Here is a 12,867-nt window from a genome sequence, read left to right on the forward strand (position 1 = left end):
GCCGGATGAGGTGAAAGTCTCACGTCCGGTTCTGAAGGAGAGGTAGAGGTGGCAACGCCTCTATCGACTCTAACAAAAAGTAGATGAGTGGTATATTGGCTAGGTCGAAGAGTTATCCAGTGCGATCGTACAATAAAAAACCTCGGAAGAAACTAGGAAAAGTCTGCGGTGCGCGATCGCACTAATCTCGATAGCACAATTCTCGCATCCGAGTTGCTGACAGCGGCAGTCCCAATTCTACCAGCGTTTGTAAATACTCGTCAGGCGTTTTTGGCGGATTCTTGAGCCTGATTCTTTGTTTCTCGGCTGCTTTGCATACTGTTTGCCCGTTGAGGTCAAGCAAGTCTAAAATAAAATCATCTGGATGCTGCGCTAAAATGTCGTAAGGTGCAAGAGCTCCTTCAGGAAAATCTCTGAGATTGAAAGTAATAATAAACTTAGAACGAGAGTGAATTGCAGCAGCGAGGACATGGCGATCGCCCGGATCGGGAAGTTCTAACTCTTGTATAATTGTCTCATAGCGTTGCACCAAGCAATTTTCAACACTTGCATTCATTAATCTTTTGGTTCGGGCAAGCTGTTCAAATCTTATATCGGGACGGTTTATAAGTACATTTCTCATCCACTCGTCGTGAATTTCTTCAGTCCAACGTGCCTCAACTATGTCGGTAGTTGCCAACTCTACAAATAAGTCACGAAGAGATGCCGAATACAAAACATTAGCATCGTAAACAACAGTTAAAATTGCCATGCTTTAATGGTACAAACCGAGTGCTTCTGATTCACATACAAGCATATCCATAATTTTACTGCTTTCTTCGTAACTTTGTTTCTTATAGGCCATTAAATCTTCGTAACGTATCCGGCGACTGTTCCTGACTGTCTTGTAAGGGATTTTGCCCGCCTCCAGCAACTCCCGCATATATTTATCTGAAACTCCCAGGATGTCTGCTGCTTGATAAATATGAAGTTCTTTAGTAATGGGAGTTAGCTTGACAGTATTGCCGCTGCTTGTTTGCTGCAAAATTGCTAACAGCAGGGGTAACGCTGCGGCCGGTATGTCAATTGTCTTTCCCTCTTTTTCGTTTAATATCAATTTGAGGGATTCGCCAGACGGATGATTTTGCAAGTGCGATTCTAAAGCGCGGCTGCTGGTTTTGGCAACCGCTGCTTCTGCTGCTGTCGGTAAAGCAGGTGCTGAGTCTGGATCTCCAGTGAATGTCATGTTAGTTTGGGGGTGAGAATAACAGCCAATCAACTATGATCGTAGCAATTTTGCGAGGCGATCGCACTTGATGCAGCCAGCAAAATAACAGATGCTGGGATTGGGACACAAAATTGCTGTGTCCCTACTGCCAAATGAATTTATTGCCTCATGCGATTAATTTCGACAGCACATTAGACAACTTAGCACCGAGATTTTCAACAGCGTCCTGCTGTTTGGGATCTTTCATCGTACCGTCAGCATTAAATGCTTCAAAAGCTTGGGGAATTGCTTTCTGATCCGGGAGTACCAATACGTTAATATTCCCCAGGATCGATCGCAAATGCACTAATCCCCGCAAACCTCCAATTCCGCCTGGGGAAGCACTCATAATTACCGCTACTTTGCCAGTAAATGCCACCAATCCCGGTTCACCCGGTGCTGGGCGCGATACCCAATCGATCGCATTTTTCAACACAGGCGTAATTGAACTGTTATACTCAGGGGAAGCTATCAAAAACCCGTCATGCGCTACCATCAATTCCTTCAATTGCCGAGCATTTTTTGGCATTCCCTCTTTGGCTTCTAAATCTTCGTCAAATAGTGGCATCGGCAAATCGCGCAAATCTAAATATGTAACTTCTGCACCCGCCGCCGTAGCCCCAGCCGCCGCAACTTTTACCAGCAGTTTGTTATAGGATGCTTCGCGGGTACTTCCGGCAAATGCAAGTATTTTTGGTCTGTTTGTCATTGATTTTTTCCTGCTTATTGTTTCCGCGTATAATTGTACTATTTCGAGTGATTCCAAACAAAGTCAGCAATGGGTCTATCTGCCGACAAAACAGGATTGTCACTGGAATTGAGTAAAACCGATCGCATTTTTACATTCCCGACTCCCAAACGCCTCTCGACGCGACTGGGAATGCCGTAACCGTAAATAATGTGTCCTTTACCCGCCAACACGACAACTTGATAGTCGGGGTTTGCTTTGACAAATTCAGCTATTTTTTCCGCCATAGTTTCGTCCCACAAAACTTGGGCTTGCAAAAATCTTTCAAAAGCCGTACTATTTCCCTGTGCTGCCTTTTGGTGTTGCTGGTAAACTTCTAGCAGCAGTTGCCGATATTCGGCGTTATCGGTGCGAATTTCGGATATGGGGGGAATGTGCTTTTTTTCCTCTGCTGTGAGGCTTTCTAAACCTTGGCTGGCAACTTTTCTCGTTACTTCGGATGGTGTATTTAAGGCGAGGACAGGTAGTTGATTTTCTTTGGCAAACCGCAAAATGGGGGCGTAAGATTCCCAGGGAAAGCGCCATCTGCGATCGTACTCTGTTTGCTCGACTAATTGCTCTTCAGTCAGTTTACCTGCTAGGTAGTTGTCGATCGCACTTTGAAAGGGACGCTGAAACATTTCCATCGCGATCGCAATTTTCCGATTTTGCCGCTGCATTTCTCGGATAATTTTTAGTTGAGCTTGGTGGTCTTCCGCGCTATCGTGGGTTTCTCCCAGATACACGACTTTTGCCTTTACCAACTGTTGCAGAATCTCTTGGTTAGTGTAAGTCTGCCCGGGTTGAGGGTTCGCCGTCGTTTGCGCTGTCACTGCACTGCTGCACACTAGAAAGATACTCAGCGATAAGGCGCACAGTTTGATGAGTTTGGTTGTTTTCATACAAATATTATGCCTGTTTCTCGCAACAGCAAGCACAGCCGAACTCTACTATTTTAGCTGAGCAGCTAGAAAGCTTGATGCTTTATTTAACTTCATAATTATCCGCAGCTACTTCTAAAAATGTAAAGTTTAGTTGCAGGTACTTGCGCTTCTAAAAGAAGGTGCTAAATTAATAATATGAAGCGAACAAAAAGCTTCTCTGACAGATACCACATCCAGATACCGCAGCGAAGTTCACAATAGAATCTAAGGAGTAAAACGCTGTCAAATCTCACATCTGTCTCATCAAAAACCAATAGCAGCACCCACCAACAAAGCTGATACTTCCTCAAATAATTAGAGGGGAGCAATGCAACTGAATCCGAGGATTATTGCAACTCCGCATCGAAGTTTAAAAAAGAGGAAATCACTCGGTACATATGGCTGGGTGCTGTTGTTGTTAAAAGAGATTTTCGGTTTGTGATGTTTTTTTCAGTAGAGGCTCTTCCTCTAGATATGCGTTACCGGGCAGAGCCAGGTAACGAGCATAAAAGGAGAAAAACTAGAAAATTACTGAAAAATTGTCTCGTCTTCCTTTCGCCACGCGGGATCGACAATACAAATAAATATTAGGGGTTCTGTCCCACAGTTGTAAATAAACTGTTTGGCGTTTGGGGGAATGTAAACTGCATCTCCGGGTTCCACGAATTGAGTTTCGTCGTCGATGTGCATTTCTCCAACGCCGCTGAGGATGTAGTAAACTTCAGAAGTTGTCAGGGAGTGCAGCGCAGAAGTTTGTCCCGGTGGCAAAGCGGCATGGGCTAAACTGTAACGCAAATCCACAGCTTGTTTGTCTGGATGCAGCAATTCTCGCAGTTGAGTACCGTCGCCAGCAATAAACTCGTCGCAGGCATTTAGCTTTTGAATTAGCATTCTTTCCCATCTCCTGAAAATCTCTTTACCACAACATAAGTTTAATTGAAAGAGCGAGAGATGTTAAGAAATATGTAGTAAAGCAGCGGTCGGATTTTTTAACCGTAAATTCCAGAATGCGATCGATAATCAGGACAGTCGATCGCATCTTCAGATAAAGCTATAGTAGGCTGAACGGGACACTTGAGGTGGTAGTCGCGGGTGAAAAATACGCAGTTAGCACAAGGGATTTTGTGCATCCGCTGAGCTCGACGCAGGGAGTCGGTGACTGTACGCCCGACACTCAAACACAGCAAAAAAACTAAGCCCCAGGCGGACACAAAACACAGCGGGACTAAAATAGGCTGTATTACCTTAAGCAAAAAGTAAAGCATAGCAAGAAAATTCAGCGTTAGAAGCCACACATACATTACAGTAGTGGAATTGCCGATCGATCGACCAAAAAGTTTAGAATCCTTTACAGCTCGATCGAGAAACCGGGCAATTATGGCATGATAAGGAACAGTCCTTAAATAAAATTAGAGGAAATCAGTTATGACTCTGCGATTAGGCGATACAGTTCCCAACTTTACCCAAGCTTCGTCTGAAGGGGAAATCAATTTCTACGACTGGGCTGGGGATAGCTGGGTCGTGTTGTTTTCCCACCCGAAAGACTATACTCCAGTGTGCACCACAGAACTGGGTGCAGTGGCCCGTCTAAAGTCTGAATTTGAAAAGCGGGGGGTCAAAACCATTGCCCTCAGCGTCGATGATGTGGATTCTCACATGGGCTGGATTAAAGATATTGAGGAAACTCAAAATGTCACCCTCAATTATCCGATTTTAGCAGATGGCGATCGTAAAGTCTCCGACATTTACGACATGATCCATCCCAACTCGCTAAACAACTTAACAATCCGCACAGTTTTTGTGATTGACCCGGAAAAGAAATTGCGTTTGAGCATTACTTATCCCGCGAGCACTGGTCGGAATTTTAATGAAATTTTGCGAGTAATTGATTCCTTGCAACTTACCGACAAATACAGCGTTGCGACTCCAGTTGATTGGAAAGACGGCGACGATTGCGTAATCGTACCTTCGATTACCGACCCGAAAGAGTTGGAAGAGAAATTTCCTAAAGGTTATACGCCGATTAAGCCTTATTTGCGGATGACTCCTCAGCCGAATAAATAGGTTTAACATTCCTGGGCGCACAACCTAATTATGTAGGGTGTGCCTAGCGCACCTTACCTCTATAATTCGCGCCTAAAACCAGTTTGTAGTCACGACTTTAGTCCTTAATCATGATTTTTGAGGGCTAAAGTCATGACTACCAACAAACAAATTGTGCAATCTTGTGTGAACACTTTAGATTTGAGGAAAGGCAAAATGCTGTCATCAACAATTGTGTTGCGAATACCGCCCAAATTGCAAATGACAGACGACGAGTTTTTCGAGTTCTGTCAAATCAATAGTGAGTTACGCATTGAACGCAACAAATCGGGAGAATTGCTAATTATGCCCCCTACTGGTGGAACAACAGGAAATCGCAGCGGTAGCGTCTTTGGAGAGTTGTATATTTGGACTCGACAAGATGGAACCGGTATGTGTTTTGATTCCAGTACGGGATTTAAGCTTTCAATGGGTGACAAGTCTCCAGATGCCTCGTGGATTAAATTGGAACGGTGGAATGCTTTATCTCAAGAACAGCAAGATAAATTCCCACCTATTTGCCCTGATTTTGTAGTAGAACTCAGGTCGGCTTCTGACAATCTCAAGCCATTGCAAGAAAAAATGCAAGAATATATGAGAGAACCAGGAGTGCAGTTAGGCTGGTTAATTGACCGCAAAAATCGCAGAGTTTATATTTACCGTCCTGGTTTGCCAGAGGAATGTTTGGAGAATCCCGCGACAGTTAGCGCCGACCCCGTTTTGCCGGGATTTGTACTCAATATGAGCAAGATTTGGTAGAACAGGTAGCAATAAATATCAAGTTATTGTAAAAATTAATTATAGGATACACACACGCAAAAAATATGGATATTAAAAACGGCTTTGTAGGCACAATCGGCAATACTCCCCTCATCCGCTTAAACAGCTTCAGCGATGAAACTGGCTGCGACATTCTCGGTAAAGCAGAGTTTCTCAATCCCGGCGGTTCCGTTAAAGATAGGGCTGCTTTATACATCATCAAAGATGCAGAAGAAAAAGGCTTGCTGAAACCGGGCGGCACCGTTGTTGAAGGCACTGCGGGCAATACTGGCATCGGTTTGGCCCACATTTGCAACGCTAAAGGTTACAAATGTTTGATTGTGATTCCAGATAACCAATCTCAAGAAAAAATCGATGCTTTGAAAACCTTGGGCGCTGAAGTTCGGACTGTTCCCGCTGTTCCTTACAAAGACCCGAATAATTATGTCAAATTGTCGGGAAGATTGGCTTCGGAACTGGAGAATGCAGTCTGGGCAAATCAGTTTGACAATTTAGCCAATCGCCGAGCTCATTACGAGACAACTGGCCCGGAAATTTGGGAACAAACAAACGGGAAAATAGATGCTTGGGTAACAGCTACTGGTACTGGCGGCACTTTTGCTGGCGTAGGAATGTTTTTAAAAGAAAAAAATCCTGCTGTTAGAATTGTCTTGGCAGACCCGATGGGCAGCGGGCTTTACAGTTATTTCAAAACTGGGGAAATTAAGACCGAAGGTAGTTCGATTACTGAGGGAATTGGCACCACCCGCATCACTGCAAATATGGAGAATGCCCCGGTAGATGACGCCATCCAAATTCACGATACTGAAGCTGTCCGAGTGATTTACCAACTGCTGAGGAAAGAAGGGCTGTTTATGGGCGGTTCTGTGGGGATTAATGTCGCGGCGGCTGTGGCTTTAGCGAAGCAAATGGGGCCTGGACATACGATTGTTACGGTACTCTGCGACGGCGGGGCTCGGTATCAGTCGCGTTTGTTCGATCGACAATGGTTGGCTTCCAAAGGTTTGTCACCAGATTAATCGTCGGGTGCGCTGCGGCGCACCTTAAAATCTGGGCATATATAAAATTTGGGCATATATGGCCACACCTATTCCCATGATACAAAAATAGCATATATGTAGCAGAATGTCAAGTGAAAAAACATGAAAATCACAGAATCTTCTAGGCAAGTTCTTGTTTGCCAAAACCGCACTTGTCGCAAGCAAAATTCAGCAAAGGTACTGGCAGCTTTTCAGAAATTGTCGCCCTCCGAAGTTGAAGTTGTTGCTAGCAGTTGTTTGGGACAGTGCGGCAACGGGCCGATGGTGTTGGTGCTGCCAGAAGAGGTTTGGTACAATGGTGTTTGCCCTGAAGAAGTTGCGGCAATAACTGAGCAACATTTGCGGGGAGGAAAGCCGGTGGAGAGGATGCTTTATCGCAAGTTTCACCGACTTTCTCATTAGTCGATCGCCCGCCTTTAAAATTCTTCCGCAAACAAACGGCGGAGAATTTCGGTGACTTCGGCGCAAAATCTGGCGTCGAGTTCGATCGCCAAGCGATCGACACTGCTGGAACCGCCTACAGGTTTTTCTGCCCGCAAACTCATGGCTAAAGTTCTGAGTTTTGCCGGCTTTCCCGCCGCCTTCGGTCGCTCGTCAACAAACCGCACTAAAGCCACATAAACTGTTTCTAGGGTTCCCCTGATCGAGCTCAGTCCGTAACCCAATTTTGAGATAATTACTGGAGAAGTGATGAGGCTCTCCATCCCCAAAGTTTTAATTGCTACGTCCACATATCGAGCGCTGTCATGTCCCATTGCTCTGACAATGCTTTCTAAGCTGTTCCACTGAGATGCTTTCATGCGCGATCGCTGTTCGATGTGGAAGTGCCATCCTAACATGGAAATTAGCCTGGTCAAGTCATAAGCAGATACGGAGTTTTTTTGTTTGGTGCTGTTTAATGCGGCACTTAGCAGCACTTGTTTTTTGGTGAGATCGAAGATTTTGGGGTTGTTGTGATAAGGATTTTCGCCGTAATCGCCGCGAAAAATTAGGTCGTTATTGCCAGTAGCGCTTTTCAGCCATTGCTCTAGTCCTATGCGAGTATCGAAGCGTTTGAACATCGCAGCTAACGAGTTTGAACTTCCTATATTGGAGGCATAGTTAATCATGTCTTTTGCTACGTCGTAAAAGTAAAAATCATGTTTTTGCCCGTTGCCATCTCTAACAACGCAGTTGTCAATGTCGCAATCAGGATATTTGCTATTTATTTGACTGACGATATTAAGCAGTGCGATAATTTTAGTGGCACTCCACTGCTCAGCATTGGTAAGTGCGTTTTTTCCCAGCCACTGCGCCTGAATTTTGCCCTCTACAAAAGTACCAATGCAAACGCAGGCTTCTTTGATGTCTGCGTGGAGGAAACTTAAAGCTTGAGGGTTAATTTGAGGTAGTTCTCCCAGGCTGGGAAACGGGGTAAGTTTGAGGGGATTATTGGGGCTGGGAATAGAGCTAATTACTTTTAAGCCGTCGGGTTTCTGTTTGAGATAATCGGGATAGTTTTTAATGTGTTGTTGGTAAGGAGATTTTTCAATGCCCCGGTCTAAAAAAGCTAGTTTGTTTATGTTAGCTTTGGCATCTATTTCCATTTGGAGGTAGTTTTTGAAGATGCGCGCTCGGTCTTTTGCGAGTTCGAGGGAGGTGAGGTTCATAATAATTGTTGGCAGCTTGTTACTAATAAGTAAATCAGTATACTAGGATTTACGCAAACAAACCGGGTTGCTGTGCAAAATTTTGGGTTGGGAAACGAAACATTTATGAAGAAACCGGGTTTGAGAGAGTAACTGCATTCAGGACGATATATCTGAGTTCGGGCCCTGCGCTCAAGCTTTTTTGCCGCGTACTTGAATGCGTTTGTCGGTTTTTTGTTTCTTAATCCAAGAGACAAATTTATGGAGTTCAGGGTCATTTTTGAGCTTTTCCAGGGTGTTGAGCTCTTGGGCGAGGTGTTTGTTGTCAAATAGAGAGTGAATCTGGCGGTGACAAGCGGAGCAAATGTCGATTGTCGGGCTTGGATCTTCGTTTTTCCGCTTGGTGTTTTGTTTGGGGATGAGGTGATGGGCGGTTAATGCTTCCATTTGTCGATCGCACAATTCGCACTGCATAATTTTCTCAATGCTGCTGGATAGGAGAATTGCTACTTTTAGTTTAGCGCGATCGGCTTTGATTCATGTGAATGAAGCTCGATCGCACTCTCCAAACAATAAAAAAACCCCCAGTTGGGGGTCATACAAATCTCTTGTGGCAGAGGTTGAAAAGCCTCTGGGATCACAAAATATACAGTAACAGAAACAAAACAATCCAAATCACATCCACAAAGTGCCAGTAAATCTCAGTCGCTTCGATTCCGAAGTGGTGCTCGCTAGAATAGTGACCTTGCGCGCGCGATCGCCACACCACCGCCACCATCAGCAGCACTCCCAACGTAACGTGCAAGCCGTGAAAAGCAGTCAAAACGTAAAAGCAACTGGCATACAAATTCGTCGTCAAGCCAAATTCTAAATGAGCGTATTCGTAAACCTGACCGAACAAGAAAACTGCGCCCATAGCAATAGTTACGAGCAGCCAATTCCGCATTCCTGCGGCATCATTTTTTTTGATTGCAGTATCCGCATTGTGAATCACAAAACTGCTAGCAATCAGAATTACCGTATTGATTCCCGGCAGCAATAACTCACGCTCGGGCGTACCTTCAGGGGGCCACGCGGGGGCCATCGCCCGATAAATCAAATACGCGGCAAACATACCGAAAAATATCATGCCTTCAGCGCACAGGAACACAATTACCCCTAACATCCGGTGGTCGGGATGCTCCACACCGTGTGCTTCTACCTCAGCCTCGTGGTGGTAATTCAGGGCTGTTTTGGCCGGATCGATCGCTGGAATTTGCATAAGAAATTGGTAATGAAGAAGTCAGTTGTCAGTTGTCAGCGGGCAGTTGGCATTAGTCATCAGTCATTAGTTAACAGTCAACAGTCAACAATGCCCAATGACTAATGCCTGATGACTAATAACTATTCGCCATCTTGACTTTCATCAGCAGGAGAATCAATATTTACCTCTGATTCAGGAGCGACCAAAGTTGCAGTGCTGCCCAAGAAAGTTGAAGCTTGAGCCTCCGCAATAGGAATACCTGTTTTCTGGGCGTTGCGGGTGGCATTTTCCCTCAACTTGAGCCTGAGACGTTCCCCAGTATGCTGAATTTTTTCCATGCCGTAATCGTAAGGCCCCGTTGCCAATACCGGCACTCCTTCAAAATTTTCGATCGGGGGCGGCGAAGTCGTCATCCATTCCAAACTCAAAGCTTGCCAAGGATTGTCACCTGCTTTCGGGCCGTACCTCCAGCTCCAAATCACATTAATGATAAAGGGGATTGTAGACACTGCCAGCATATAAGCACCGACAGTACAAATGACATTAATTGTGGTAAATTTCGGGTCGTACATTGCCACCCGCCTAGGCATTCCTTGCATACCCAAAGCGTGCATCGGCAAGAAAGTTACAGTAAAGCCAACATAAGTTAAAACAAAGTGAACTCTACCCCAAAATTCATTAATCATCCGCCCCGTCATTTTGGGGAACCAGTGGTAAAAAGCAGCGTAAATTCCAAACACTGAGCCGCCAAACAGCACGTAGTGTAGGTGAGCGACGACAAAATAAGTGTCGTGAACGTGAATGTCGAAAGGTACGGAGGCTACCATGATCCCGGTGATGCCGCCGAGGACAAATGTTGAGATAAAACCCATCCCAAATAGCATCGCGCTGACAAGCCGGAGTTTGCCTCCCCAAATAGTTGCCAACCAGCTAAATATTTTAATCCCAGTTGGTACGGCGATGATCATAGTCGTGATCATAAAAAACATCCGCAGCCAGCCGGGAGTGCCGCTGGTAAACATATGGTGCGCCCACACGATCAAGCCCAAAAAGCTGATCGCGAGACTGGAATATGCGATCGCCAAATAACCAAAAATTGGCTTGCGCGAATGCACCGGCAAAACTTCTGAAATCACCCCGAAAAAGGGCATAATCATAATGTAAACTGCCGGGTGCGAATAAAACCAGAATAAATGCTGGTAGACGATCGGATCGCCGTTGCCGGTCGGGTTAAAAAATGCCGTCCCTGCTAACAAGTCAAACGACAGCAAAATCAAAGCTGCGGCTAAGACTGGAGTAGCAATCAAAGTCAGCGCTGAAGTCGCAATCATCGCCCAGCAAAACAAAGGCATTTCATTGAGACTCATGCTCGGAACCCGCATGGTAAAGATGGTAACGGCAAAATTAACCGCCCCCAAAATCGAAGAAGTTCCGAGAATCAAAACGCTGAGAATCCAAATTTCTTCCCCCGCTTGAGCAGTAACTAAGCTCAAAGGTGGATAGGAAGTCCAACCCGCCTGCGGAGCTCCTACCAAAAAACTGCTCAACAGCAACACGCCGCCTACGGGAATCAGCCAAAAGGCGATCGCATTCAGCCTGGGAAATGCCATGTCTTTTGCCCCAATCATTAAGGGGATCAAAAAGTTAGCAAATCCGGCTCCGGCGGGTACGATCCACAGGAAGATCATCACCGTGGCGTGAACAGTAAATAAACTGTTGTAGAGTTCGGGGGTGACAAAATCGGCGTCGGGGGTGGCGAGTTCTGTTCGCACCAAAGTTGCCATCACGCCACCGATTAGATAGAAAATAAATGTTGTGACTAGGTATTGAATACCGATGACTTTGTGGTCGGTATTAAAAGTGAAGTAGTCGCGCCAATGTCTATCGGCGGGCGCTGTTCCGCGAGCCTCAGTGTTGGCACTTTCTTGGAACTGTGCTTGTGTCATAGTTATTAGTCATTAGTTATTAGTCATTAGTTATTAGCTCAGGATCAAAGATTCAGTGCCAGGAACTAATGACTATTTTTAGTGATGAGTTGGGTGAAGTTGTTTTAGGCTTTCGGAATTAATTTTTATTTCCCTGACGTAGGGAGCTAAAAATTCACCGTCTGACAATTCCCCAGGATTGACTGCAACTGCTTGCTCTAAGTTTTGACTGCTAGCAACTTGCTGGCTTTGCAGCCAACCGTCGAATTCTTCTGGTGTGTGAACGACTGCTACAGCTTTCATCGCTCCGTGGTAAGCGCCGCACAATTCAGCACAAACAACCCGGTATTCACCGGTTTTAGTTGGTGTAAATCTCAGTTCGCTCGGCCGTCCGGGAATTGCATCTTGTTTGAGGCGAAATTCCGGCAGCCAAAATGCGTGCAGCACGTCTTGAGCTGAGATATTTAGCTGTACGTCGCGGTTGGCTGGCATATGCAGTTCGCCAGAACTAACGCCACTTTCTGGATAGCTAAAAATCCAGGCGTACTGCAAACCCATGACATTTACAACTAAGTCTGCTGGTTTGTCTTCATTTTCTGGGGAAGCGCCTACGCCTAGAGCAACAAGTTTTTGAGGCGCTATTTGAGGGGCGTTTTGGGGTGTATCTGAGAGTGTGGCTGCGATCGCACTTCCCCGCATTTTAGAGTGCGCTTGCATGGTTCCGTGGTCGTGATTCCCCATCGGATCGAGGCCTCCCATTGAGTTGTAAATCTCAAAACTGTAGACTCCGATTCCTAAAATAATCACCGCCGGCACGGCTGTCCAAAGAATTTCTAAGGGAAAGTTGTCATGCCAAGGCGGCCCATCTGTGTTGTCTCCTTGACGACGGCGATATTTAATTGCAGCAACAATGAGAATTCCTTGGACCATGATAAATAGTCCAGTGGAAATGGTCATCATTGTATTGAAAAGTGCGTCTATGTCGGATGCTTCGTCAGAGGCGGCGATCGGCATCAAACCGTGATTCTGCCCGTACCAGAGACTGATCAGAGTCACTCCGATGCCGGCGAGCATGGTGAGGATGGAACTTGGAATGTTCACGCTGGTACTTCTTAATAGCGACACTTCTTCGCTTGAAAAATGAAGGAAGCGCCTCTGGGTTATCAATTTTTAATTGTAAATGGTATTTTTAGTAAAATGTCTATCTTAAGGGTTACTTAAGGCTTAGTATGTTTGACTGAGCGATCGCCCGTGCACACAAATACGTCTTTTG

At 45.5% G+C, this 12,867-nt stretch carries 15 protein-coding genes; 4 read left to right on the forward strand and 11 right to left on the reverse strand.

The genetic code is table 11. The annotated features are described in order from the left end of the window. Nucleotides 1-181 precede the first annotated feature (181 nt). The 6 genes from QUA74_RS25085 to QUA74_RS25110 all read right to left on the reverse strand — a co-directional run bounded on the left by QUA74_RS25085 (nt 182) and on the right by QUA74_RS25110 (nt 4,161). Nucleotides 182-751, reverse strand: a complete 570-nt coding sequence (locus tag QUA74_RS25085; RefSeq protein ID WP_333334504.1) for a PIN domain-containing protein — start codon at nt 749-751, stop codon at nt 182-184. 3 nt (nt 752-754) lie between these two features. Beyond that, the gene (locus QUA74_RS25090; RefSeq protein ID WP_333334506.1) at nt 755-1,225 is read right to left on the reverse strand and encodes a helix-turn-helix domain-containing protein; all 471 of its coding nucleotides are present in this window, start codon (nt 1,223-1,225) and stop codon (nt 755-757) included. A gap of 148 nt (nt 1,226-1,373) precedes the next feature. Beyond that, nucleotides 1,374-1,955, reverse strand: coding sequence for an NAD(P)H-dependent oxidoreductase (locus QUA74_RS25095; RefSeq protein WP_333334508.1), 582 nt, complete (start codon nt 1,953-1,955; stop codon nt 1,374-1,376). Nucleotides 1,956-1,993: 38 nt separating this feature from the next. After that, nucleotides 1,994-2,875, reverse strand: a complete 882-nt coding sequence (locus QUA74_RS25100; RefSeq protein WP_333334510.1) for a ChaN family lipoprotein — start codon at nt 2,873-2,875, stop codon at nt 1,994-1,996. Between the two features lie 549 nt (nt 2,876-3,424). Further along, nucleotides 3,425-3,787: a cupin domain-containing protein gene (locus QUA74_RS25105; protein WP_333334512.1), complete on the reverse strand. Its 363-nt coding sequence runs from the start codon at nt 3,785-3,787 to the stop codon at nt 3,425-3,427. A 98-nt stretch (nt 3,788-3,885) separates the two neighbouring features. Continuing rightward, nucleotides 3,886-4,161, reverse strand: coding sequence for a hypothetical protein (locus QUA74_RS25110; RefSeq protein ID WP_333334546.1), 276 nt, complete (start codon nt 4,159-4,161; stop codon nt 3,886-3,888). A 160-nt stretch (nt 4,162-4,321) separates the two neighbouring features. Between QUA74_RS25110 and QUA74_RS25115 the strand changes: the two genes are divergently transcribed. The 4 genes from QUA74_RS25115 (at nt 4,322) to QUA74_RS25130 (ending at nt 7,200) form a co-directional block, all read left to right on the forward strand. Next, entirely contained in the window at nt 4,322-4,960 is a 639-nt protein-coding gene (locus QUA74_RS25115) for a peroxiredoxin (protein WP_006632618.1), read from the forward strand. Nucleotides 4,961-5,155: 195 nt separating this feature from the next. After that, on the forward strand, nt 5,156-5,737 hold the full coding sequence (locus QUA74_RS25120) for a Uma2 family endonuclease (protein WP_333334548.1): 582 nt from the start codon (nt 5,156-5,158) through the stop codon (nt 5,735-5,737). 65 nt (nt 5,738-5,802) lie between these two features. Next, nucleotides 5,803-6,777, forward strand: coding sequence for a cysteine synthase A (locus tag QUA74_RS25125; protein WP_333334514.1), 975 nt, complete (start codon nt 5,803-5,805; stop codon nt 6,775-6,777). Nucleotides 6,778-6,900: 123 nt separating this feature from the next. After that, entirely contained in the window at nt 6,901-7,200 is a 300-nt protein-coding gene (locus QUA74_RS25130) for a (2Fe-2S) ferredoxin domain-containing protein (protein WP_333334516.1), read from the forward strand. 14 nt (nt 7,201-7,214) lie between these two features. Here QUA74_RS25130 and QUA74_RS25135 read toward each other — a convergent pair whose 3' ends face one another. The 5 genes from QUA74_RS25135 to QUA74_RS25155 form a co-directional block, all read right to left on the reverse strand. After that, the gene (locus tag QUA74_RS25135; RefSeq protein ID WP_333334518.1) at nt 7,215-8,447 is read right to left on the reverse strand and encodes a hypothetical protein; all 1,233 of its coding nucleotides are present in this window, start codon (nt 8,445-8,447) and stop codon (nt 7,215-7,217) included. 171 nt (nt 8,448-8,618) lie between these two features. Next, nucleotides 8,619-8,900, reverse strand: a complete 282-nt coding sequence (locus QUA74_RS25140; protein WP_172185596.1) for an HNH endonuclease — start codon at nt 8,898-8,900, stop codon at nt 8,619-8,621. A 163-nt stretch (nt 8,901-9,063) separates the two neighbouring features. After that, nucleotides 9,064-9,687 carry a heme-copper oxidase subunit III gene (locus QUA74_RS25145; protein ID WP_333175567.1) on the reverse strand — a complete coding sequence of 208 codons (624 nt, stop codon included), beginning with the start codon at nt 9,685-9,687 and terminating at the stop codon, nt 9,064-9,066. Nucleotides 9,688-9,809: 122 nt separating this feature from the next. Further along, nucleotides 9,810-11,615, reverse strand: coding sequence for a cytochrome c oxidase subunit I (gene ctaD / locus QUA74_RS25150; RefSeq protein ID WP_333334520.1), 1,806 nt, complete (start codon nt 11,613-11,615; stop codon nt 9,810-9,812). A gap of 78 nt (nt 11,616-11,693) precedes the next feature. Further along, on the reverse strand, nt 11,694-12,695 hold the full coding sequence (locus QUA74_RS25155; RefSeq protein WP_333334522.1) for a cytochrome c oxidase subunit II: 1,002 nt from the start codon (nt 12,693-12,695) through the stop codon (nt 11,694-11,696). Between the last annotated feature and the right edge of the window lie 172 nt (nt 12,696-12,867).

The sequence above is a fragment of the Microcoleus sp. LAD1_D3 genome (assembly GCF_036702135.1).
Taxonomy (GTDB): domain Bacteria; phylum Cyanobacteriota; class Cyanobacteriia; order Cyanobacteriales; family Microcoleaceae; genus Microcoleus.